This is a genomic window from Azohydromonas aeria (genome assembly GCF_009760915.1).
GTDB classification, from domain to species: domain Bacteria; phylum Pseudomonadota; class Gammaproteobacteria; order Burkholderiales; family Burkholderiaceae_C; genus Azohydromonas; species Azohydromonas aeria.
Map to the genome: position 1 here is coordinate 62,737 of NZ_VIDQ01000004.1, position 20,756 is coordinate 83,492.

Genomic DNA, 20,756 nt, shown 5'->3' on the forward strand with positions numbered 1-20,756 from the left:
AGCGCCGCCCAAGCGCCCCGCTTCGGCCGCCCGGCCGTCACCACCATTTTTGTCCAGGATCGTCCGATGCCTTCTCCCAAGGTCGCCAAGCTTGCCAAGCCCGCACCGATGGCCGCCGCCGCTGCCGCCGCGGCCCCGGCGGCGCAGGCTGCCGATGAGCCCGAAGCCGCCGCCGCGCCGCAGGGCGAGTTCGTGCGCTTTCCCGGCTCGCCCTTCGAGCTGTTCCAGCCGTACCCGCCCGCGGGCGACCAGCCCACGGCCATCGAGCAGCTGGTGGAGGGCGTGCAGGACGGCCTGAGCTTCCAGACGCTGCTGGGCGTCACCGGCTCGGGCAAGACCTTCACCATGGCCAACACCATCGCGCAGCTGGGCCGCCCGGCCATCGTGTTCGCGCCCAACAAGACCCTCGCGGCCCAGCTCTACAGCGAGTTCCGCGAGTTCTTCCCGAAGAACGCGGTCGAGTATTTCGTCAGCTACTACGACTACTACCAGCCCGAGGCCTACGTGCCGCAGCGCGACCTGTTCATCGAGAAGGACAGCGCCATCAACGAGCACATCGAGCAGATGCGCCTGTCCGCCACCAAGAGCCTGCTGGAGCGGCGCGACGTGGTGATCGTGGCCTCGGTGTCGGCCATCTACGGCATCGGCAACCCGGCCGACTACCACCAGATGGTCATGACGCTGCGCGTGGGCGACAAGATGGGCCAGCGCGACGTCATCGCGCAGCTTGTGCGCATGCAGTACGCGCGCAACGACACGGAGTTCTCGCGCGGGCATTTCCGCGTGCGCGGCGACACCATCGACGTCTTCCCGGCCGAGCACTCGGAGCTGGCCATCCGCATCGAGCTCTTCGACGACGAGGTCGAGTCGCTGCAGCTCTTCGACCCGCTCACCGGCAAGGTGCGGCAGAAGATCCCGCGCTTCACGGTCTATCCCAGCAGCCACTACGTCACGCCGCGCGAGCGCGTGCTTTCGGCCATCGACGCCATCAAGGCCGAGCTGCGCCAGCGCGTGGACGAGTTCGTGGCCATGGGCAAGCTGGTGGAGGCGCAGCGCATCGAGCAGCGCACCCGCTTCGACCTGGAGATGCTGCAGGAGGTCGGCCACTGCAAGGGCATCGAGAACTACACCCGCCACCTCTCCGGCGCCATGCCCGGCTCGCCGCCGCCGACGCTGGTGGACTATTTGCCGCGCGACGCGCTGATGTTCTTCGACGAGTCGCACGTGCTCATCGGCCAGTTCGGCGGCATGTACAACGGCGACCGCGCGCGCAAGACCACGCTGGTGGAATACGGCTTCCGGCTGCCCTCGGCACTGGACAACCGGCCGCTGAAGTTCGAGGAGTTCGAGACCAAGATGCGCCAGTGCGTGTTCGTCTCGGCCACGCCCGCGGACTACGAGCAGCGCCACGCCGGCCAGGTGGTGGAGCAGGTGGTGCGGCCCACGGGGCTGGTCGATCCGCTCATCGAGGTGCGCCCGGCGCTGCACCAGGTGGATGACGTGCTGCAGGAGATACGCGACCGCGTCGAGCGCGACGAGCGCGTGCTGATCACGACGCTGACCAAGCGCATGGCCGAGCAGCTCACCGACTACCTCACCGACAACGGCGTGAAGGTGCGCTACCTGCACTCGGACGTGGACACGGTCGAGCGCGTGGAGATCATCCGCGACCTGCGCCTGGGCCTCTTTGACGTGCTGGTGGGCATCAACCTGCTGCGCGAGGGCCTGGACATCCCGGAGGTGTCGCTGGTGGCGATCCTGGACGCGGACAAGGAAGGCTTCCTGCGCGCCGAGCGCAGCCTGATCCAGACCATCGGCCGCGCCGCGCGCAATGCCTCGGGCAAGGCCATCCTCTACGCCGACAAGGTCACCGACTCGATGCGCCGCGCCATCGACGAGACACAGCGCCGCCGCGCCAGGCAGGAGGCGTTCAACGCCGAGCACGGCATCACGCCGCGCACGGTGCGCAAGCAGGTGCGCGAGATGATCGATGGCGTGGTCTCCGACAAGACCGCCAAGGACGACCTCAAGAACGCGCAGGCCGCCGCCGCGGTGGAGGCCATGAGCGAGAAGGACCTGGGCAAGCGCATCAAGCTGCTGGAAAAGCAGATGCTGGAGCACGCGCGCAACCTGGAGTTCGAGCAGGCGGCCCGGCTGCGCGACCAGCTCGCGCTGCTGCGCGAGCAGGCTTTCGGCGCAGCCACGCACGACAGCAACGTCGTGCCCATCAGCGCCGGGCGCGGCTGAGGCGACGGCCCGGGCGGCCCGTGTGGGCCGTGCAACGGGGCGGTCGGACCGCAGGCGCCGCATTGCGGACCTCCCGGCCGGCGCCGCGCGCCGGCCGGCACGTTGCGTGCCGCGGACGTTCATGCCTTGGCGTCCGATCCCCCGCCAGGGGGAATCGGTCACGTTTCACGTGTTCACGGTTTGCGCCAGCGCAAGAGTTGTGCATTGCGCGTATGGTTGCAGGGTGTAAACCCCGATGGCATCAAGGGAACTTGGCAAGGCATCCCCCAGGTCCAAAGGGTGGCTTCATGTATAATCGACCAAAACACTCGGAATAAGCCGGGTGCAGGCTCCCCCAAAGGGGCTACAGGTCGCATGACGGCCGACCCGTGTGATCCGCGGGAGGACAGGGTCAGCGATTGCCGCCGGAAGCGGCACAGGAGTACTTCGATGCGTCTCACCACCAAAGGCCGTTTTGCCGTCACCGCGATGATCGATCTGGCGCTGCGCTCGCATTCGGGCCCCGTGGCGCTGGCGGCGATCAGCCAGCGCCAGCAGATCTCGCTGTCGTACCTGGAGCAGCTGTTCGGCAAGCTGCGCCGCCACGAGCTGGTGGAAAGCACCCGCGGTCCGGGCGGCGGCTACTCGCTGGGCCGCAAGGCCGAGGACATCACGGTGGCCGACATCATCGTTGCCGTGGACGAGGCTCTGGACGCCACGGGCTGCGGCGGCAAGGAGAACTGCATGGGCGAGGACACGGGCAAGTGCATGACGCACGAGCTGTGGACCAACCTCAACAACAAGATGATCGAGTACCTCGACTCGATCTCGCTGCAGAAGCTCGTGGACGACCAGATCGCCAAGGGCGTGTCGGTGGAGGAAGCGCCCGTCAAGCGCGCCATCTCCAGCACCCCGGTGGTCAAGCCGATCAAGGTCACGGCCCCCAACTCGGTCTTCGCGCTGGGCAACGCCTTCACCAAGTGAACGTGTTCACCGTGGCCTGACCCGTCCCGGCATTTTCTGAAACCCATTCGCGGGCGCCGCGGCGCCCGCCCTTCGTTCGAACAAAAGCTCTTTTTCCCATGGACATGACGCCGCACTTCCCGATCTACATGGACTATGGCGCCACCACGCCGGTGGACCCGCGCGTGGTCGATGCGATGGTGCCGTGGCTGCGCGAGCACTTCGGCAACCCTGCCTCGCGCAGCCATGCCTGGGGCTGGGAGGCGGAAGAGGCGGTGGAGAAGGCGCGCGCCGACGTGGCCGCGCTCATCAATGCCGACCCGCGCGAGATCGTCTGGACCTCCGGCGCCACCGAGTCCAACAACCTCGCGCTCAAGGGCGCGGCGCACTTCTACAAGACGCGCGGCAAGCACATCGTCACCGTGAAGACCGAGCACAAGGCCGTGCTCGACACGGTGCGCGAGCTGGAGCGCCAGGGCTTCGAGGCGACCTACCTCGACGTCCAGGAAGACGGCCTGCTCGACCTGGAAGCCTTCAAGGCCGCGCTGCGCCCGGACACCATCCTGGCCTCGGTCATGCTCGTGAACAACGAGATCGGCGTGATCCAGGACATCCCGGCCATCGGCAAGCTCTGCCGCGAGCGCGGGATCATCTTCCACGTCGATGCGGCACAGGCCACGGGCAAGGTGGACATCGACCTGCAGACGCTGCCGGTGGACCTGATGAGCCTGGCTTCGCACAAGACCTACGGCCCCAAGGGCATCGGCGCGCTTTACGTGCGGCGCAAGCCGCGCGTGCGGCTGGAAGCGCAGATGCACGGCGGCGGCCACGAGCGCGGCATGCGCTCCGGAACCTTGCCCACGCACCAGATCGTGGGCATGGGCGAGGCCTTCCGCATCGCACGCGAGGAGGGGCCGGCCGAGCGCGAGCGCATCCGCGCGCTTCAGCAGCGGCTGCTCCAGGGCCTGACCGACATGGAGCAGACCTTCGTGAACGGCCACCTCGAAAAGCGCGTGCCGCACAACCTCAACATCAGCTTCAACTTCGTCGAGGGCGAGTCGCTGATCATGGGCATCAAGGGCATCGCCGTGTCCTCGGGCTCGGCCTGCACCTCCGCCAGCCTGGAGCCCAGCTACGTGCTGCGCGCACTGGGCCGCAGCGACGAGCTGGCGCATTCGAGCCTGCGCATGACGATCGGCCGCTTCACGACCGAGGAAGAGATCGACTACGCGGTGGCGACCATCAAGGACCGCGTGGCCAAGCTGCGCGAGCTCTCGCCGCTGTGGGAGATGTACCAGGACGGCGTCGATCTCAGCACCATCCAGTGGGCCGCGCACTGAGCCATGAGCCGGCAAGGCTGAAGGCGCATCTGTTTTTGAGACATACGGACCAGAGGTAAGAGTCATGGCATACAGCGACAAGGTGGTGGACCACTACGAGCACCCGCGCAACGTGGGTTCCTTCGCCAAGGGCGACGAGACGGTGGGCACGGGCATGGTGGGCGCGCCGGCCTGCGGCGACGTGATGAAGCTGCAGATCAAGGTGAACCCGGCCACGGGCCTGATCGAGGACGCCAAGTTCAAGACCTACGGCTGCGGCTCGGCCATCGCGTCGAGCTCGCTGGTGACGGAGTGGGTCAAGGGCAAGTCGCTGGACGAGGCGCTGTCGATCAAGAACACGCACATCGCCGAGGAGCTGGCGCTGCCGCCGGTCAAGATCCACTGCTCGATCCTGGCCGAGGACGCGATCAAGGCCGCGGTGGACGACTACAAGGCCAAGCACGGCGCGCCGGCGGCTGCCGCCGCCGAAGCGCAGGCCCAGTAAGGCCATGGCTGTCACGTTGACCGAGGCGGCGGCGCGGCACGTCACGCGCTACCTGGCACGCCGGGGCAAGGGCGTGGGCGTGCGCCTGGGCGTCAAGACCACCGGCTGCTCCGGGATGGCCTACAAGCTGGAGTACGCCGACGAGGTGGCGCCCGAGGACCACATCTTCGAGGGCCACGGCGTCAAGATCCTGATCGACCCGAAGAGCCTGCCCTACCTGGACGGCACCGAGCTGGACTTCGTGCGCGAAGGGCTCAACGAGGGCTTCAAGTTCCACAACCCGCGCGAGAAGGACCGCTGCGGCTGCGGCGAATCCTTCCGCGTCTGAGCCTGCGCCGCGCACGCGAGAGTGCCGCCTTCGGGCGGCACTGTCTTTGCGTGGCCCACAATGCGCGCCCGCCGCGCCGCACGTTTCGCCGGCCCGGCTTGCGTTCATGAATCTCTCCGACGACGACTTCACCCTGTTCGGCCTGGTGCCGAAGTTCGCCCTGGACCGCGCTGCGCTCGACGCCTGCTGGCGCCAGCTGCAGGCCCGCGTGCACCCTGACCGCTTCGCCGCCGAAGGCCCCACCGCGCAGCGCCTGGCCATGCAGTGGTCGGTGCGCGTCAACGAGGCCTACCAGCGCCTGCGCGACCCGCTCAAGCGCGCCGCGTACCTGTGCGAGCTGCGCGGCGCGCCCATCGACGCGCACAGCAACACCGCCATGCCCGCCGCCTTCCTGATGCAGCAGATGGCGTGGCGCGAGGCGCTGGAGGAGGCCGAGGACGGCGCCGCGGTGGAGGCGCTGGACGAGGAAGTGCGTGGCGCCGAGCGCGCGCTGCTGTCCGAGGTGGCGCAGCTGCTCGACGAGCGCGGCGACGCCGCCACGGCGGCGCAGCGCGTCAGAGCCCTCATGTTCGTCGCGCGCTTTCGCGAGGACATCGAGGCGCGGCTGGACGCGCTGGGACAATGACGGCCCTCCCTGGGGCACATACAACAAAGAGCATGGCACTGCTGCAGATCTCCGAACCCGGCCAGACGCCGGACCCGCACCAGCGGCGCATCGCCGTCGGCATCGACCTGGGCACCACGCACTCGCTGGTGGCCGCGGTGCGCCATGGCGTGGCCGAGTGCCTGCCCGACGACCAGGGCCGCGTCATCCTGCCCTCGGCCGTGCGCTACCTCGAAGGCGGGCGGCGCCAGATCGGCCACGACGCGCTGGCGGTGCAGGCCGACGACCCGGAGAACACGGTGGTGTCGGTCAAGCGCTTCATGGGCCGCAAGCTCGCCGACCTGGCCGGCCACGCCAAGCTGCCGTACCGCTTCGTGGACCAGCCGGGCATGGTGGCGGTGGAAACGCGCGAGGGCGTGAAGTCGCCGGTGGAAGTGTCGGCCGAGATCCTGGCCACGCTGCGCTTCCGCGCCGAGGACACCTTCAACGACGACATCTTCGGCGCCGTCATCACGGTGCCGGCGTACTTCGACGATGCGCAGCGCCAGGCCACCAAGGACGCGGCCAAGCTCGCCGGCCTCAACGTGCTGCGCCTGATCAACGAGCCCACCGCCGCGGCCGTGGCCTACGGCCTGGACAACGGCAGCGAGGGCCTCTATGCCGTGTACGACCTGGGCGGCGGCACCTTCGACATCTCGCTGCTGCGCCTGACCAAGGGCGTGTTCGAGGTGGTGTCCACCGGCGGCGACGCCGCCCTGGGCGGTGACGACTTCGACGCGCTGCTGGCCGACTGGGCGCTGGCGCAAAGCGGCCGCGAGGCGGTCGGCGCCGATTTCAGCGCCCACGACAAGCGCGCGCTGCTGGTCAGCGCCCGCGCCGCCAAGGAGGCGCTCAGCGATGCCGAGCAGGCCGTGCTGCGCTGCGAGCTGGCCGACGGCGTGATCGAGGTGCCGGTGACGCGCGCGCAGTTCCAGGAGGTCACCAAGCCGCTGGTGGACCGCACCCTGGGCGCCGTGCGGCGCGTGCTGCGCGACGCCAGGGTGGCGCGCGACGAGGTGCAGGGCGTGGTGATGGTGGGCGGCTCCACGCGCATGCCGGCAGTGCGCGCCGCGGTGGGTGCCTATTTCGGGCGCGAGCCGCTGGTGAACCTGAACCCGGACGAGGTCGTGGCGCTGGGCGCGGCGATCCAGGCGAACCAGCTTGCCGGCCATGCCGGCGCCGACGACATCCTGCTGCTGGACGTGATCCCGCTGTCGCTGGGCCTGGAGACCATGGGCGGGCTGGTGGAGCGCGTCATCGAGCGCAACACCACCATTCCCGTGGCCAAGGCGCAGGACTTCACCACCTTCAAGGACGGCCAGACCGCCATGGCCATCCACGTGGTGCAGGGCGAGCGCGAGCTGGTCAGCGACTGCCGGTCGCTGGCACGCTTCGAGCTGCGCGGCATCCCGCCGATGGTGGCGGGCGCGGCGCGCATCCGCGTCACCTTCGAGGTGGACGCCGACGGCCTGCTGCACGTCTCCGCGCGCGAGCAGACCTCGGGCGTGGAGGCGGCGGTGCAGGTGAAGCCGAGCTACGGGCTGGCCGACGAGGACATCGCCCGCATGCTGCAGGAGGGCTTCGCGCAGGCCGATGCCGACATGAGCGCGCGCGCGCTGCGCGAGGCGCGCGTGGAGTCCGAGCGCATGCTGCTGGCCACGCAGTCGGCGCTGGCCGCCGACGCCGACCTGCTCAGCGAGGCCGAGCGCGCCGACATCGACGCGCTGATGCGCGAGCTCGCCGAGGTCGAGAAGGGCGAGGACCATGCCGCCATCAACGCCGCCGTGGAGCGACTGGCCAAGGGTACGGAAGCCTTTGCCGCCGCGCGCATGAACCGCGGCATCCAGACGGCGCTCACCGGCCGCACCATCGAAGAAGTCTGAACACGCAAGAAAGAGGGAGTCCCGCCACATGCCCGTCATTCGCATCCTTCCGCACGCGGAGTACTGCCCCGAAGGCGCCACCATCGAGGCCGAGCGCGGCACCTCGATCTGCGAGGCGCTGCTGGACCACGACATCGAGATCGAGCACGCCTGCGAGCTCAGCTGCGCCTGCACCACCTGCCACGTGGTGGTGCGCGAGGGTTTCAATTCCCTGGGCGAGATGGACGAGGCCGAGGAAGACCTGCTCGACCGTGCCTGGGGACTGGAACCGACCTCGCGCCTGTCGTGCCAGGCCATCATCTCCGACAAGGATGTGACGATCGAGATTCCGAAATACTCGATCAACCACGCCCGCGAGAAGCATTGATCGAGAGCGTGATGCAGCGATGAAAAAGGGGGCCGGCAGGCCCCCTTCGTCATTGCGCCCACCCTGGGCCCGGAATCAGGCCGCGCGCTTCTCGCCGTGGCGGGTGTAGAGGAAGTCCAGCACCTGCTTGCGCAGCCGGATGTAGTGCAGGTCCTCCGCCAGCGCGACGCGGTCGCGCGGGCGCGGCAGGTCCACGGTCGCGATCTCGCCGATGGTGGCGGCCGGGCCGTTGGTCATCATCACGATGCGGTCCGACAGCAGCACGGCCTCGTCCACGTCGTGCGTGACCATCACCACGGTGCTCTTCGTGCGCGCCACGATGCGCAGCAGCTCGTCCTGCAGCTTGGCGCGGGTGAGGGCGTCCAGGGCGCCGAAGGGCTCGTCCATGAGCAGCACCTTGGGCTCCATCGCCAGCGCCCGGGCGATGCCCACGCGCTGCTTCATGCCGCCGGAGATCTCGTTGGGGCGCTTCGCCACGGCGTGGCCCATGCCCACGAGCTCCAGCGCGGCCAGGGTGCGCGCCTTGAGCTGCGCCTTGGCCTCCTTGGCGCCGAAGACGCGCTCGACGCCCAGGTACACGTTGTCGAAGCAGCTCAGCCAGGGCAGCAGCGAGTGGTTCTGGAACACCACGGCGCGCTCCGGGCCGGGGCCGCTGATCTCGCGGTTCTCGCACAGCAGCACGCCCTGGGTGGGCAGCGTCAGGCCGGCGATGAGGTTGAGCAGCGTGCTCTTGCCGCAGCCCGAGTGGCCGATGAGCGTGATGAACTCGCCCTCGGCGATCTTGAGGTTGATGCCCTGCAGCGCGTGGAAGCGGCCCTTCTTGGTGTCGAACACCATCTCGGCGCCTTCGATGCTGATGAAGTTGTGCATGGTGGTTGTGCCCGAAACGGTTCAGTGATCAGTCGTCGAAGGAGAAGCGCTTGGCCAGGGCCACCAGCGCCTGCTCCAGCAGCAGGCCCACCACCCCGATGACGACGATGGCGATGATGATGTGCTGCACGTTGAGGTTGTTCCACTCGTCCCAGACCCAGAAGCCGATGCCCACGCCGCCGGTGAGCATCTCGGCCGCCACGATCACCAGCCACGCCGTGCCCACCGACAGCCGCACGCCGGTGAGCATGTAGGGCAGGACCGCGGGGAAGAGGATCTTGCGCGCCAGGGTGAGCTCGCTGAGGTTGAGCACGCGCGCGACGTTGAGGTAGTCCTGCGGCACGCGCTGCACGCCCACGGCGGTGTTGATCACCATCGGCCAGATCGAGCAGATAAAGATGGTCCAGATCGCCGCCGGGTTGGCGGCCTTGAACACCAGCAGCCCGATGGGCAGCCACGCCAGCGGCGACACCGGGCGCAGCAGGCTCACCAGCGGCGAGACCATGCGGTTGAGGACGGCGAAGCGCCCGATCAGGAAGCCCAGCGGAATGCCCACCAGTGCCGCCAGCCCGAAGCCCACGGCCACGCGCTGCAGCGAGGCCAGGATGTTCCAGCCGATGCCCTGGTCGTTGGGACCGTTGCGGTAGAACGGGTCGGCGAAAAGCTTCACCGCCGCTTCCCACGTCGCGGCCGGCGTGGGGAAGGTGGTGCTGTTCATGGTCAGCAGAGCCCACACGCCGATGAGCAGCGCGAGGCCTGCCAGCGGCGGCAGCACCGCGCCGGCAAGGGCGCGCAGGTCAAGGAGCGGGCGGCGCTCGGCCATGGGTTGGACGGGCTGCGCCGGCGCGGGCTTGGCCACGGCGGCGGGTTGGGCGGACGCCTCGGCGGCGGCCTGGGCGGGCGAGTGGAAAACGGCACTGACCATGGTGATGCTCCTGGTGTGGCGGGCGGGGGCGCGTCAGGCCGCGGCGGCCTTGGTCTTGAAGGAGTCGGCGTACTTGGCGGGGTCCTTGCCGTCCCAGACCACGCCGTCGATGAGCTTGCTGCTGCGCATGACGTCCTTGGGCACGCTGACCTTCATGGCCGAGGCCACCTCGCGGTACAGGTCGATCTGGTTGATCTGCTTCGCGACGCCCAGGTAGTCGGGGTGCGCCTTCAGCAGCCCCCAGCGCTTGTGCTGCGTGAGGAACCACATGCCGTCGGACAGGTACGGGAAGTTGACCGCGCCGTCGTTGAAGAACTTCATGTGGTTGGGGTCGTCCCAGGTCTTGCCCAGGCCGTTCTGGTAGCGGCCCAGGATGCGCTGGTTGATGGCGTCCACGCCGGTGTTGACGTAGGCCTTGTCGGCCACCGTCTCGGCCATCTTCATCTTGTTCTGCAGGCTGGCGTCGATCCAGCGGCTGGCCTCCATCACGGCCATCATCACGGCGCGCGCGGTGTTGGGGTACTTCTTGACGAAGTCGCCGGTGGTGCCCAGCACCTTCTCCGGGTGGTCCTTCCAGATGTCCTGCGTGGTCACGGCGGTGATGCCGATGCCGTCCATGATGGCGCGGTGGCCCCAGGGCTCGCCCACGCAGTAGCCGTCCATGTTGCCCACGCGCATGTTGGCCACCATCTGCGGCGGTGGCACGGTGATGACCTTGGCGTCCTTCATCGGGTCGATGCCCGCGCTGGCCAGCCAGTAGTACAGCCACATGGCGTGCGTGCCGGTGGGGAAGGTCTGCGCGAAGGTGTAGTCGCGCTTGTCCTTGGCCATGACCTTGGCCAGCGACGGCCCGTCCACCGCGCCGGCCTCGGCCAGCTTCTTCGACAGCGTGATGGCCTGGCCGTTGTGGTTCAGGGTCATCAGCACGGCCATGTCCTTCTTCGGCCCGCCCAGGCCCAGGTGCACGCCGTAGACCAGGCCGTAGAGCACGTGCGCCATGTCGAGCTCGCCGTTGACGAGCTTGTCGCGCACGCCGGCCCAGGAGGCTTCCTTGGTCGGCACGATCTTGACGCCGTACTTCTTGTCGAAGCCCAGCACCGAGGCCATGACGATGGAGGCGCAGTCGGTCAGCGGGATGAAGCCGATGCGCACTTCCTCCTTCTCCGGCTTGTCGGAGCCGGCGGCGTACACCGCGGCCTGCAGCCCCGGGATCATGCCGCCCGTGGCGGCGACGGTGGCCGTGGCGGCGGCGGCCTTGACGATCGAGCGGCGTCCCATGTTGATCGCGTCCTTGTTCATTCGGTGTCCTGCGTGATGTTTTCCGGCGGGCAATAAAAAAACGGCGTCCCTGTGACCCGCGCTGCCGATGGGCATGTGCGGGGCATGGGGACGCCGTCGTCCGTTGGGGCCGTCCGACCGGCCTTGGCCGGACGCCTCTTGATTGATTCAGCAGGAGATCGCCTTTGACCTCCTGCCCCGTATCTCGCAAGCCCTGTGCCAGCCTGCTGTCCCGGGGCAATCCCGCTTGAGGCGGGTCAGGCGCACCATGACGGGGGCCTGATGCCCGTCAAGCTGCGCTACCTTGGTGCTTACCCCAGCAAATCGGCCACGTCGATGATGCGCTGCGCCACCTCGGCGAGCTTCAGTCCCTTGTCCATGGCGGTCTTGCGCAGCCGCGCATAGGCCTGGGCCTCGTCGATGCCCTGGCGCTTCATCAGCAGGCCCTTGGCGCGCTCGACGACCTTGCGCTCGTCGAGCTGGCTGCGCGCGTCGGCGAGCTGGCGGCGCAGCTCCTCCTCGTGGCGAAAGCGCGCCATGGCCACGTCCAGCACCGACTTGATGCGCTGCGGCGCCAGGCCCGCCACGACGTAGGCCGTGACGCCCGCGGCGATGGCGTCGTCCACGCGTGAGGTGTCGTCGTCGTCGGTGAACAGCACGATGGGCCGGCGCGCGTCGCGCGTGGCCATCACGACGTGCTCCAGCGTGTCGCGCGCCTGGCTCTCGGCGTCCACGATGATCATGTCCGGCTGGATCTGCGCCAGCCGCTCGGGCAGGAACGGGTCGATGGGCAGCACCGCGACGATGTTGTAGCCGTGCTGCAGCAGCCCGATGCGCAGGCTGCGCGAGCGCGCGACCTCGTCCACCGCGGCGGGGTCGGCAGGGTCCGGGTTCAGCGAATCCGGCGCGACGATGACGATGCGCAGGCTTTGCGGTGATTTCATGGGGCGCACGGCTTGCAAGCTTCACGCCACCGCCGGGTGCGAAATTCCCGCTGGCTACACTGCCGCACCATGAATGTGCTCGGCATTGAATCCTCCTGCGACGAGACGGGCGTGGCCCTCGTGCAGATCCCTCCCGGCGGCGGCGTGCCCGTGCTCAAGGCGCACGCGCTGCACAGCCAGATCGAGATGCACCGCGCCTACGGCGGCGTGGTGCCGGAGCTGGCCTCGCGCGACCACATCCGCCGCGTGCTGCCGCTGGCGCGCCAGGTGTTCACGGATGCCGGCTGCGCGCTCGAAGACGTGGACGTGGTGGCCTACACGCGCGGCCCCGGCCTCGCCGGCGCGCTGCTGGTGGGCGCGGGCGTGGCCTGCGCGCTGGCCGCGGCGCTGGGCAAGCCGACGCTGGGCATCCACCACCTCGAAGGGCACCTGCTGTCGCCCTTCCTATCCGACGACCCGCCGGAATTCCCGTTCGTGGCGCTGCTGGTCTCCGGCGGCCACACCCAGCTCATGCGCGTGTCCGGCGTGGGCGAATATGAACTGCTGGGCGAGACCATCGACGACGCCGCCGGCGAGGCCTTCGACAAGTCGGCCAAGCTGCTGGGCCTGGGCTATCCGGGCGGGCCGGCGCTGTCGCGCCTGGCCGAGTTCGGCAGCGCCGACGCCTTCGCGCTGCCGCGCCCGCTGCTGCACAGCGGCAACCTGGATTTCTCGTTTGCCGGGCTGAAGACGGCGGTGATGACGCAGCTGCGCAAGCTGGGGCCCGACGTGTGCGAGCAGCCCAAGGCCGACCTGGCCGCCAGCACGCAGGCCGCCATCGTGGACGTGCTCAGCAGCAAGTCGATGAAGGCGCTGAAAGCCACGGGGCTGAAGCGGCTGGTCGTGGCCGGCGGCGTGGGCGCGAACCGCGCGCTGCGCACCAACCTGAACTCGCTGTGCCGGCGCGCCGGCGTGCGCGTCCACTACCCGGAGCTGCACCTGTGCAGCGACAACGGCGCCATGATCGCCCTGGCCGGTGCCATGCGGCTGCAAAGCGGCCGCGCCGTGCCGGAGCACGACTACGCCTTCGACGTGCGGCCGCGCTGGCCGCTGGCGGAGGTTTGATGCACCCACCCATGCACGATTTCATCCGCAGCTCCCTGGCGGCCTTGCCCGCATCCAAGATCCGCGAAGTGGCCAATGCCGGCCTGGGCCGCCCCGACGTGCTGGCTTTCTGGTTCGGCGAGAGCGACGAGGTCACGCCGCTGGAGGTGCGCGAGGCCGCGGCCGCGTCGCTGCGGCGCGGCGAAACCTTCTATTCGCACAACCTGGGCCTGCCGGAGCTGCGCGCGGCCTTGTCGGCCTACGTTTCGGACCTGCACGCGCCGGTGGACGCGGGGCGGCTGGCCATCACCAGCGCCGGCGTCAGCGCGCTGATGGTGGCGGCACAGCTGCTGTTGAATGCGGGCGACGAGGTGGTGGCCGTGGTGCCGGTGTGGCCCAACATCACCGCGCAGCCCGAGGTGTTGGGTGCGCGGGTGAAGCGCGTGTCGCTGCATCCTCACCTGGGCGCGTGGCGGCTCGATGTGCAGGAGCTGCTTGACGCCATCACGCCCGCGACGCGTGCGCTGCTGGTCAACGCGCCCAACAACCCCACGGGCTGGACGCTCACGCGCGCGGAGCAGCAGGCCATCCTGGATCACTGCCGCCGCACCGGCACCTGGATCGTGGCCGACGAGGTCTACGAGCGGCTGTGGTGGGGCACGGGCGAGGAGGGCAGCAGCGCCGGCCGCGCCGCGCCCAGCTTCCTCGACATCGCCGCGCCCGAGGACCGGCTCGTCGTCACGCAGAGCTTTTCCAAGAGCTTCCTCATGACCGGCTGGCGCCTGGGCTGGCTGGTGCTGCCGGCTGACCCGCGCGGCCAGGCCATGGAGGCGGCGGGCAAGCTGCTGGAGTTCAACAGCTCCTGCGCGCCGGTATTCGCGCAGCGCGGCGCATTGCAGGCGCTAGCGCTGGCCGACGAGTTCGTGCCCGGACTCGTGTCCCGCCTGAAAGCCGGGCGCGACACGCTGCTCGACGGGCTGCGCACGCTGCCGGGCATCGAGGTGGCGCCGCCGCCGGGCGGGCTCTACGCCTTCTTCCGCGTCGAGGGCCGGGACGACTCGCTGGCCCTGGCCAAGCGCCTGGTGGCCGAGCATGGCCTGGGGCTGGCGCCGGGCGCGGCCTTCGGCCCGGAGGGCGAGGGCTGGCTGCGCTGGTGCTTCGCTTCCAAAGACCTTGAGCGGCTGAAGCTGGGCGTGCAGCGGCTGGCCGGGGCGCTGGGCCTATAATCGAGGGCTTCGCACCTGTGGCGCAGTTACAAAGCTGCCGATCGGTGCGGAGAGCCAAGCGCACGGCGTGGGTCGGTTTCACCCGCGACCGCAAGTAACCCGGAAACCGCGGCGGCCTGAGCCAGGCCTGTGCCCCGGTTTCCAGCACAGGAAACTCCACTCATGGCAGTTGCTGACATCAAGACGGCCGACATCGTCGCCGCCAACGCCCGCGGCCCCGCGGACACCGGTTCTCCCGAAGTCCAGGTCGCCCTGCTGACGGCTCGCATCAACGAGCTGACGCCCCATTTCAAGACCCACGCCAAGGACCACCACGGCCGCCGCGGCCTGCTCAAGATGGTCAACCAGCGCAAGCGCCTGCTGTCCTACCTGAAGAGCAAGGACGCCGACCGCTACGTCGCGCTGATCCAGAAGCTGGGCCTGCGCAAGTAATTCGCGCATGAACGACGGGAGCCTGTACTGCATCGCGCAGCACAGGCTCTTTGTCTTTGGAGACGAGAGGAAACCGGCGTCGATGTGTCATTCCAGGGGGGTTGCCGAAGCAGTCTGCAGCCCCGCTGGAATGGCATCCGCCTCGTCCTTGACGCTCCCGGTCCCCAGGCGCCACCGCCCAAGCGCGCCGACATTCCGGAGATAAAGAATGAGCCTGTTCAACAAGGTCACGAAGACGTTCCAGTGGGGCCACCAGAGCGTCACGCTCGAAACCGGCGAGATCGCCCGCCAGGCCGGCGGTGCCGTCATCGTCAACGTCGAGGACACCGTGGTGCTGGCCACCGTCGTGGCCGCCAAGAACGCCAAGCCCGGCCAGGACTTCTTCCCGCTGACGGTTGACTACATCGAGAAGACCTACGCCGCGGGCAAGATCCCGGGCAGCTTCTTCAAGCGCGAGGGCCGCCCCAGCGAGCTGGAGACGCTGACCAGCCGCCTCATCGACCGCCCGATCCGCCCGCTGTTCCCGGAAGGCTTCTACAACGAGGTGCAGGTGGTGATCCACGTGCTCTCGCTGAACCCGGAAGTGCCGGCCGACATCCCCTCGCTCATCGGCGCCAGCGCCGCGCTGGCCATCAGCGGCATCCCCTTCAACGGCCCGATCGGCGCCGCCCGCGTGGGCTACGCCAACGGCGAGTACATCCTCAACCCGACCAAGGAGCAGCTGGCCAGCTCCAAGATGGACCTGGTCGTCGCCGGCACCGAGGCGGCCGTGCTGATGGTTGAGTCCGAGGCCGACATGCTCACCGAGGAAGTGATGCTGGGCGCCGTGGTGTTCGGCCACGAGCAGGGCAAGGTGGCCATCGCCGCCATCAACGAGCTGGTGCGTGACGCCGGCAAGCCCGAGTGGGAATGGCAGGCGCCGGCCAAGGACGAGGCCTTCATCGCCACCGTCAACGCGTTGGCCGAGGAGCGCATCCGCGCCGCCTACCAGATCCGCTCCAAGCAGGCCCGCACCCAGGCCACCCGCGAAGCCTACGCCGCCGTCAAGGCCGCGCTGACGGAGCAGGGCGCCGCCTTCGACCCGGTCAAGCTCGAATCGATGCTGTTCGACATCGAGGCACGCGTGGTGCGCAGCCAGATCCTCAGCGGCGAGCCGCGCATCGACGGCCGCGACACCCGCACGGTGCGCCCGATCGAGATCCGCACCAGCGTGCTGCCGCGCACCCACGGCTCGGCGCTGTTCACCCGCGGCGAGACGCAGGCCCTGGTGGCCGCGACGCTGGGCACCGAGCGCGACGCGCAGCGCATCGACGCGCTGGCCGGCGAGTTCGAAGAGCGCTTCATGCTGCACTACAACATGCCCCCGTTCGCCACCGGCGAGACGGGCCGCGTGGGCAGCCCCAAGCGCCGCGAGATCGGCCACGGCCGCCTGGCCAAGCGCGCGCTGGTCGCGGCGCTGCCGAGCAAGGACGACTTCCCCTACACCATCCGCGTCGTCTCCGAGATCACCGAGTCCAACGGCTCCTCGTCGATGGCCTCCGTCTGCGGCGGCTGCCTGAGCCTGATGGACGCGGGCGTGCCGATGAAGGCGCACGTCGCCGGCATCGCCATGGGCCTGATCAAGGAAGGCAACCGTTTTGCGGTGCTGACCGACATCCTGGGCGACGAGGACCACCTCGGCGACATGGACTTCAAGGTCGCGGGCACCACCAGCGGCATCACCGCGCTGCAGATGGACATCAAGATCCAGGGCATCACCCAGGAGATCATGCAGGTCGCCCTGGCGCAGGCCAAGGAAGCGCGGCTGCACATCCTGGACAAGATGCAGGAAGCCGTGGGCGGCGCGCGCGAGGACGTCTCGCAGTTCGCTCCGCGCCTGTACACGCTCAAGATCAACCCGGAAAAGATCCGCGACGTCATCGGCAAGGGCGGCTCGACCATCCGCGCGCTGACCGAGGAGACGGGCACGCAGATCGACATCGCCGAGGACGGCACGATCACCATCGCCTCGACCGATGCCGAGCGCGCCGCGCACGCCAAGAAGCGCATCGAGGAGATCACGGCCGAGGTGGAAGTGGGCAAGGTCTACGAAGGCCCGGTCACCAAGATCCTGGACTTCGGCGCGCTGGTCAACGTACTGCCGGGCAAGGACGGCCTGCTGCACATCAGCCAGATCGCCCACCAGCGCGTGGAGAAGGTCACCGATTTCCTGAGCGAAGGCCAGATTGTCAAGGTCAAGGTGCTGGAGACCGACGACAAGGGCCGCGTCAAGCTGTCCATGAAGGCGCTGCAGGAGCGTCCCGAGGGCATGCCCGCGGACGAGGACCGTCCGCGCCGCGAATACGGCGACCGCCCGCCGCGCCGCGAGTACGGCGACCGGGGTGACCGTGGCGAGCGCGGCGAGCGTCCGCGCCGCGAGCCGCGCGAGCCGCGCGAAGCGCGCGTGGCCGAGTCGCTTGAAGGCGGCAACGGCGGCAACGGCGGCGCCGAGGCTCAGCAGCCGGTTCAGCAGCAGCCGGTGCAGCAGCAGCTGGTGCAGCAGGAGCCCGTGCAGCAGCCGGCCCTGGCCCAGCCCCAGCAGCCGGTGGCGGTGCCGCCGCAGCAGGGTGGCGAAGGCCAGCCCGGGTAAGCGCCCATGCGTGCCGTCGAGATCGGCCAGTTCGGCGGGCCCGAGGTGCTGCGTCTGGTGACGCGGCCCGATCCGGTGCCCGCCGCCGGCGAGCTGCTGGTGCGCGTGGCCGCCTCGGGCGTGAACCGCCCGGACGTGGTGCAGCGCAAGGGCCACTACCCGCCGCCGCCCGGCGCCTCCGACCTGCCGGGCCTGGAGATCGCCGGCACGGTGGTGGGCGGCGACCCGGCGGAGCTGGCTGCGTCCGGCTTCCAGCTCGGCGACCGCGTCTGCGCGCTGGTGGCCGGCGGGGGCTATGCCGAGCTGTGCACGGCGCCGATCGCGCAGACCCTGCTCGCGCCCGCGGCGCTGTCGGACGTGGAGGCCGCGGCGCTGCCGGAGACCTTCTTCACGGTCTGGCAGAACGTGTTCGAGATCGCGCGGCTGCAGCCCGGCGAGACGCTGCTGGTGCAAGGCGGCTCCAGCGGCATCGGCGTCACGGCCACGCTGCTGGCCAAGGCGCTGGGCTCGACGGTGATCGTCACCGCGGGCAGCGACGACAAGTGCGCCGCCTGCGTGCAGCTCGGCGCCGACCATGCCATCAACTACCGCACGCAGGACTTCGTCGACGAGGCGAAACGCCTGACCGGCGGGCGCGGCGTGGACGTGGTGCTGGACATGGTGGCGGGCGACTACGTCGGTCGCGAGCTGCAGTGCCTCGCCGACGACGGGCGGCTGGCGATCATCGCGGTGCAGGGTGGCACGAAGAGCGCCATCGACGCGGGCCTGGTGCTGCGCAAGCGGTTGCAGATCACGGGCTCGACGCTGCGCGCGCGTTCCGTGGCCTACAAGGCCAAGCTCGCCGCGGCGCTGCAGGCACGCGTGTGGCCGCTGATCGAGTCCGGGCAGGTGAAGCCGGTGATCCACGAGGTGTTCGAGGCCGCGCAGGCGGCCCAGGCCCATGCGCTCATGGAATCGAGCACGCACGTGGGCAAGATCGTTCTGACTTGGTGAACAGAAAAATCATGACTTCTAGACGCAAGCTGGTGGTGGGGAACTGGAAGATGAACGGCAGCCACAAGGCCAACGCCGAGCTGCTGGAGGGCGTGCTCGCGGCGCGTCCCTTCGGCTGCGACGTGGCGGTGTGCGTGCCGTTCCCCTTCCTGTCGGAGACCGCCGTGACGCTGGCCGCCAGCGACATCCGCTGGGGCGCGCAGGACTGCTCCGCGCACGAGCAGGGCGCCTACACCGGCGAGGTGTCGGCGGCGATGCTGCGCGAGTTCGGCTGCCGCTGGGTCATCGTCGGCCACTCCGAGCGCCGCGCCTACCACGCCGAAAGCGACCAACTCGTGGCCGACAAGGCCAAGATCGCGCTGGGCCATGGCGTCACGCCGATCGTTTGCGTGGGCGAGACGCTGGCGCAGCGCGAGGCCGGCGAGACCGCCGCGGTGGTCAAGCGCCAGCTCTCGGCCGTGATCCACACCCTGGGCCACTGCGTGAGCGAGATGGTCGTGGCCTACGAGCCGGTCTGGGCCATCGGCACCGGCAAGACCGCCACGCCGGAGCAGGCGCAGGAAGTGCACGCGCTGCTGCGCGCGCAACTGCAGGCGGCCACGCCGCGCGCGGCCGAGATGCGGCTGCTCTACGGCGGCAGCGTCAAGCCCGACAACGCCGCGCTGCTCTTCGCGCAACCCGACATTGACGGCGGCCTCATCGGCGGCGCCGCGCTGAAGGCGGCGGACTTCGCCGCCATCTGCCGCGCCGCGGGCTGAGGTTCAGGCCTGCCGCATTCCCCCAACGAGAGTTCTATGCATATCTGGTTCAACATCGTCCTGGCGGTCCAGCTGCTGTCGGCCCTGGCCATGATCGGCCTGGTGCTGGTGCAGCACGGCAAGGGCGCCGACATGGGCGCGTCCTTCGGCGGCGGCTCTTCGGGCAGCCTGTTCGGCGCCACCGGCAGCGCCAACTTCCTGTCGCGCTCCACGGCCGTGTGTGCCACCGTGTTCTTCGTGTGCACGCTGGCGCTGGCCTACATCTCCAATTCCCGCCCGGCCGAGCCGACCAGCGGCGGCGCCAGCGTGCTGGACCGCGCCGTGCCGGCGGCCAGTGCCCCCGCGGCGTCCGCGCCCTCGCAGATCCCGGGTGCCATTCCCGGAGCCATCCCGGGTGGCGCTGCGCCGGCCGTGCCTGCACCTGTGGCACCTGCGGCGTCGGGCGACATCCCGGCGCGTTGACGCCGCCCAGCCGCCGCGCGGCCGTGTACCGAGCACGGCCGTGTCAGCGGCGTGAAAAGCTCCCTCTTTAGAGTGGAGTCACTGTGTTAGGGCACAGTGGTTGGCCGGCCCGCGAGGGCCGGCGGCGCTCTGGGAGAGGGGCGCCGAGGCTCACCGGGCGAGCCAGCAACAAATCTTCGGGTTGTCCCTCAAACGGGGGAAGAACTTGATATAGAATACAGGGCTGCCGACAAGCAAATCCTCACGCAAGTCGTGCAGTGCCTGACAAGGCCGACGTGGTGAAATTGGTAGACACGCTATCTTGAGGGGGTAGTGGCGAAAGCTGTGCGAGTTCGAGTCTCGCCGTCGGCACCAGACATTTTTCTTGACCTCTTCTGCAAGGTTCTGGACCGGCGCCTTGCAAGGCGCCCTGGACAGAGGCAGGGAAACCGCGGGCGCGCTCGGTAGGCAGTCTCAACAGGCTGTCGTGGGCGCGCTTTTTTGTGGCCGGATTTTTTCAACACCCAACCGCCAAGCACGCTCATGGACCTGCAGCAATACCTGCCCGTCATCCTGTTCATCCTGGTCGGCATCGGGGTGGGCGTCGCGCCCCAGGTCCTCGGCTTCATCCTGGGCCCGAACCGGCCCGATCCGCGCAAGAACAGTCCTTACGAGTGCGGCTTCGAGGCGTTCGAGGACGCGCGCATGAAGTTCGACGTGCGCTACTACCTGGTGGCCATTCTCTTCATCCTGTTCGACCTGGAAATCGCCTTCCTGTTCCCGTGGGCGGTCTCGCTGCGCGAAATCGGCACGTCAGGTTTCGTGGCCATGATGGTGTTCTTGACCATCCTGGTGGTTGGCTTCATCTACGAGTGGAAGAAGGGCGCGCTGGACTGGGAATGAGCCCTGCTGGCACCTGACTTCACTCGGCAAACGGACATCG

The 20,756-nt window shown here is 69.1% G+C and carries 20 protein-coding genes and 1 tRNA gene; 17 read left to right on the forward strand and 4 right to left on the reverse strand.

All coding sequences use genetic code 11. The features are described from left to right. The first annotated feature begins 108 nt into the window (after positions 1 to 108). The 8 genes from uvrB to fdx all read left to right on the forward strand — a co-directional run bounded on the left by uvrB (position 109) and on the right by fdx (position 8,234). A complete protein-coding gene (uvrB, locus tag FJ694_RS04255) occupies positions 109 to 2,247 on the forward strand; it encodes an excinuclease ABC subunit UvrB (RefSeq protein WP_157264707.1) in 2,139 nt (712 codons plus the stop codon). 429 nt (positions 2,248 to 2,676) lie between these two features. Beyond that, positions 2,677 to 3,210, forward strand: coding sequence for a Fe-S cluster assembly transcriptional regulator IscR (iscR, locus tag FJ694_RS04260; protein ID WP_157264526.1), 534 nt, complete (start codon positions 2,677 to 2,679; stop codon positions 3,208 to 3,210). Positions 3,211 to 3,308: 98 nt separating this feature from the next. Continuing rightward, positions 3,309 to 4,529 carry an IscS subfamily cysteine desulfurase gene (locus FJ694_RS04265; protein ID WP_157264528.1) on the forward strand — a complete coding sequence of 407 codons (1,221 nt, stop codon included), beginning with the start codon at positions 3,309 to 3,311 and terminating at the stop codon, positions 4,527 to 4,529. Between the two features lie 64 nt (positions 4,530 to 4,593). Further along, positions 4,594 to 5,013: a Fe-S cluster assembly scaffold IscU gene (iscU, locus tag FJ694_RS04270; RefSeq protein ID WP_157264530.1), complete on the forward strand. Its 420-nt coding sequence runs from the start codon at positions 4,594 to 4,596 to the stop codon at positions 5,011 to 5,013. A gap of 4 nt (positions 5,014 to 5,017) precedes the next feature. Then, on the forward strand, positions 5,018 to 5,341 hold the full coding sequence (gene iscA / locus FJ694_RS04275) for an iron-sulfur cluster assembly protein IscA (RefSeq protein ID WP_157264532.1): 324 nt from the start codon (positions 5,018 to 5,020) through the stop codon (positions 5,339 to 5,341). 106 nt (positions 5,342 to 5,447) lie between these two features. Beyond that, positions 5,448 to 5,966: a Fe-S protein assembly co-chaperone HscB gene (gene hscB / locus FJ694_RS04280; RefSeq protein ID WP_157264534.1), complete on the forward strand. Its 519-nt coding sequence runs from the start codon at positions 5,448 to 5,450 to the stop codon at positions 5,964 to 5,966. Positions 5,967 to 5,998: 32 nt separating this feature from the next. Further along, positions 5,999 to 7,867: a Fe-S protein assembly chaperone HscA gene (hscA, locus tag FJ694_RS04285; protein WP_157264536.1), complete on the forward strand. Its 1,869-nt coding sequence runs from the start codon at positions 5,999 to 6,001 to the stop codon at positions 7,865 to 7,867. Positions 7,868 to 7,895: 28 nt separating this feature from the next. Next, on the forward strand, positions 7,896 to 8,234 hold the full coding sequence (gene fdx / locus FJ694_RS04290) for an ISC system 2Fe-2S type ferredoxin (RefSeq protein WP_157264538.1): 339 nt from the start codon (positions 7,896 to 7,898) through the stop codon (positions 8,232 to 8,234). Positions 8,235 to 8,309: 75 nt separating this feature from the next. Here fdx and FJ694_RS04295 read toward each other — a convergent pair whose 3' ends face one another. From FJ694_RS04295 to FJ694_RS04310, 4 genes are all read right to left on the reverse strand, one after another. Continuing rightward, positions 8,310 to 9,104 carry an ABC transporter ATP-binding protein gene (locus FJ694_RS04295; RefSeq protein WP_157264540.1) on the reverse strand — a complete coding sequence of 265 codons (795 nt, stop codon included), beginning with the start codon at positions 9,102 to 9,104 and terminating at the stop codon, positions 8,310 to 8,312. 28 nt (positions 9,105 to 9,132) lie between these two features. Beyond that, positions 9,133 to 10,029 (reverse strand): nitrate ABC transporter permease, encoded by an 897-nt coding sequence (gene ntrB, locus FJ694_RS04300; RefSeq protein WP_157264542.1) that lies wholly within the window; start codon positions 10,027 to 10,029, stop codon positions 9,133 to 9,135. Between the two features lie 33 nt (positions 10,030 to 10,062). Beyond that, on the reverse strand, positions 10,063 to 11,328 hold the full coding sequence (locus FJ694_RS04305) for a CmpA/NrtA family ABC transporter substrate-binding protein (RefSeq protein ID WP_157264544.1): 1,266 nt from the start codon (positions 11,326 to 11,328) through the stop codon (positions 10,063 to 10,065). A 290-nt stretch (positions 11,329 to 11,618) separates the two neighbouring features. Beyond that, a complete protein-coding gene (locus tag FJ694_RS04310) occupies positions 11,619 to 12,251 on the reverse strand; it encodes an ANTAR domain-containing response regulator (RefSeq protein ID WP_157264546.1) in 633 nt (210 codons plus the stop codon). Positions 12,252 to 12,320: 69 nt separating this feature from the next. On the opposite strand from FJ694_RS04310, the gene tsaD reads away from it, so the two are divergent. From tsaD to FJ694_RS04355, 9 genes are all read left to right on the forward strand, one after another. Then, on the forward strand, positions 12,321 to 13,355 hold the full coding sequence (gene tsaD / locus FJ694_RS04315; protein WP_157264548.1) for a tRNA (adenosine(37)-N6)-threonylcarbamoyltransferase complex transferase subunit TsaD: 1,035 nt from the start codon (positions 12,321 to 12,323) through the stop codon (positions 13,353 to 13,355). A gap of 11 nt (positions 13,356 to 13,366) precedes the next feature. Next, positions 13,367 to 14,560, forward strand: coding sequence for a pyridoxal phosphate-dependent aminotransferase (locus FJ694_RS04320; protein ID WP_375140197.1), 1,194 nt, complete (start codon positions 13,367 to 13,369; stop codon positions 14,558 to 14,560). 162 nt (positions 14,561 to 14,722) lie between these two features. Continuing rightward, on the forward strand, positions 14,723 to 14,992 hold the full coding sequence (rpsO, locus tag FJ694_RS04325) for a 30S ribosomal protein S15 (RefSeq protein ID WP_028997524.1): 270 nt from the start codon (positions 14,723 to 14,725) through the stop codon (positions 14,990 to 14,992). Positions 14,993 to 15,200: 208 nt separating this feature from the next. After that, on the forward strand, positions 15,201 to 17,621 hold the full coding sequence (gene pnp, locus FJ694_RS04330) for a polyribonucleotide nucleotidyltransferase (RefSeq protein WP_157264550.1): 2,421 nt from the start codon (positions 15,201 to 15,203) through the stop codon (positions 17,619 to 17,621). Between the two features lie 6 nt (positions 17,622 to 17,627). Continuing rightward, positions 17,628 to 18,614 (forward strand): NAD(P)H-quinone oxidoreductase, encoded by a 987-nt coding sequence (locus FJ694_RS04335; protein ID WP_157264552.1) that lies wholly within the window; start codon positions 17,628 to 17,630, stop codon positions 18,612 to 18,614. Between the two features lie 11 nt (positions 18,615 to 18,625). Next, entirely contained in the window at positions 18,626 to 19,372 is a 747-nt protein-coding gene (gene tpiA, locus FJ694_RS04340) for a triose-phosphate isomerase (RefSeq protein ID WP_157264554.1), read from the forward strand. A gap of 36 nt (positions 19,373 to 19,408) precedes the next feature. Then, positions 19,409 to 19,834, forward strand: a complete 426-nt coding sequence (gene secG / locus FJ694_RS04345) for a preprotein translocase subunit SecG (RefSeq protein WP_157264556.1) — start codon at positions 19,409 to 19,411, stop codon at positions 19,832 to 19,834. A 269-nt stretch (positions 19,835 to 20,103) separates the two neighbouring features. Beyond that, a tRNA-Leu gene (locus tag FJ694_RS04350) sits at positions 20,104 to 20,188 on the forward strand. 168 nt (positions 20,189 to 20,356) lie between these two features. Next, positions 20,357 to 20,716 (forward strand): NADH-quinone oxidoreductase subunit A, encoded by a 360-nt coding sequence (locus FJ694_RS04355; RefSeq protein ID WP_157264558.1) that lies wholly within the window; start codon positions 20,357 to 20,359, stop codon positions 20,714 to 20,716. The last annotated feature ends 40 nt before the right edge of the window (positions 20,717 to 20,756 follow it).

Bases quoted from the DNA above. Each gene is read 5' to 3' on its own strand.
- uvrB (WP_157264707.1), top strand. From the start codon at position 109: ATGGCCGCCGCCGCTGCCGCCGCGGCCCCGGCGGCGCAGGCTGCCGAT.
- iscR (WP_157264526.1), top strand. From the start codon at position 2,677: ATGCGTCTCACCACCAAAGGCCGTTTTGCCGTCACCGCGATGATCGAT.
- FJ694_RS04265 (WP_157264528.1), top strand. From the start codon at position 3,309: ATGGACATGACGCCGCACTTCCCGATCTACATGGACTATGGCGCCACC.
- iscU (WP_157264530.1), top strand. From the start codon at position 4,594: ATGGCATACAGCGACAAGGTGGTGGACCACTACGAGCACCCGCGCAAC.
- iscA (WP_157264532.1), top strand. From the start codon at position 5,018: ATGGCTGTCACGTTGACCGAGGCGGCGGCGCGGCACGTCACGCGCTAC.
- hscB (WP_157264534.1), top strand. From the start codon at position 5,448: ATGAATCTCTCCGACGACGACTTCACCCTGTTCGGCCTGGTGCCGAAG.
- hscA (WP_157264536.1), top strand. From the start codon at position 5,999: ATGGCACTGCTGCAGATCTCCGAACCCGGCCAGACGCCGGACCCGCAC.
- fdx (WP_157264538.1), top strand. From the start codon at position 7,896: ATGCCCGTCATTCGCATCCTTCCGCACGCGGAGTACTGCCCCGAAGGC.
- FJ694_RS04295 (WP_157264540.1), bottom strand. From the start codon at position 9,104: ATGCACAACTTCATCAGCATCGAAGGCGCCGAGATGGTGTTCGACACC.
- ntrB (WP_157264542.1), bottom strand. From the start codon at position 10,029: ATGGTCAGTGCCGTTTTCCACTCGCCCGCCCAGGCCGCCGCCGAGGCG.
- FJ694_RS04305 (WP_157264544.1), bottom strand. From the start codon at position 11,328: ATGAACAAGGACGCGATCAACATGGGACGCCGCTCGATCGTCAAGGCC.
- FJ694_RS04310 (WP_157264546.1), bottom strand. From the start codon at position 12,251: ATGAAATCACCGCAAAGCCTGCGCATCGTCATCGTCGCGCCGGATTCG.
- tsaD (WP_157264548.1), top strand. From the start codon at position 12,321: ATGAATGTGCTCGGCATTGAATCCTCCTGCGACGAGACGGGCGTGGCC.
- FJ694_RS04320 (WP_375140197.1), top strand. From the start codon at position 13,367: ATGCACGATTTCATCCGCAGCTCCCTGGCGGCCTTGCCCGCATCCAAG.
- rpsO (WP_028997524.1), top strand. From the start codon at position 14,723: ATGGCAGTTGCTGACATCAAGACGGCCGACATCGTCGCCGCCAACGCC.
- pnp (WP_157264550.1), top strand. From the start codon at position 15,201: ATGAGCCTGTTCAACAAGGTCACGAAGACGTTCCAGTGGGGCCACCAG.
- FJ694_RS04335 (WP_157264552.1), top strand. From the start codon at position 17,628: ATGCGTGCCGTCGAGATCGGCCAGTTCGGCGGGCCCGAGGTGCTGCGT.
- tpiA (WP_157264554.1), top strand. From the start codon at position 18,626: ATGACTTCTAGACGCAAGCTGGTGGTGGGGAACTGGAAGATGAACGGC.
- secG (WP_157264556.1), top strand. From the start codon at position 19,409: ATGCATATCTGGTTCAACATCGTCCTGGCGGTCCAGCTGCTGTCGGCC.
- FJ694_RS04355 (WP_157264558.1), top strand. From the start codon at position 20,357: ATGGACCTGCAGCAATACCTGCCCGTCATCCTGTTCATCCTGGTCGGC.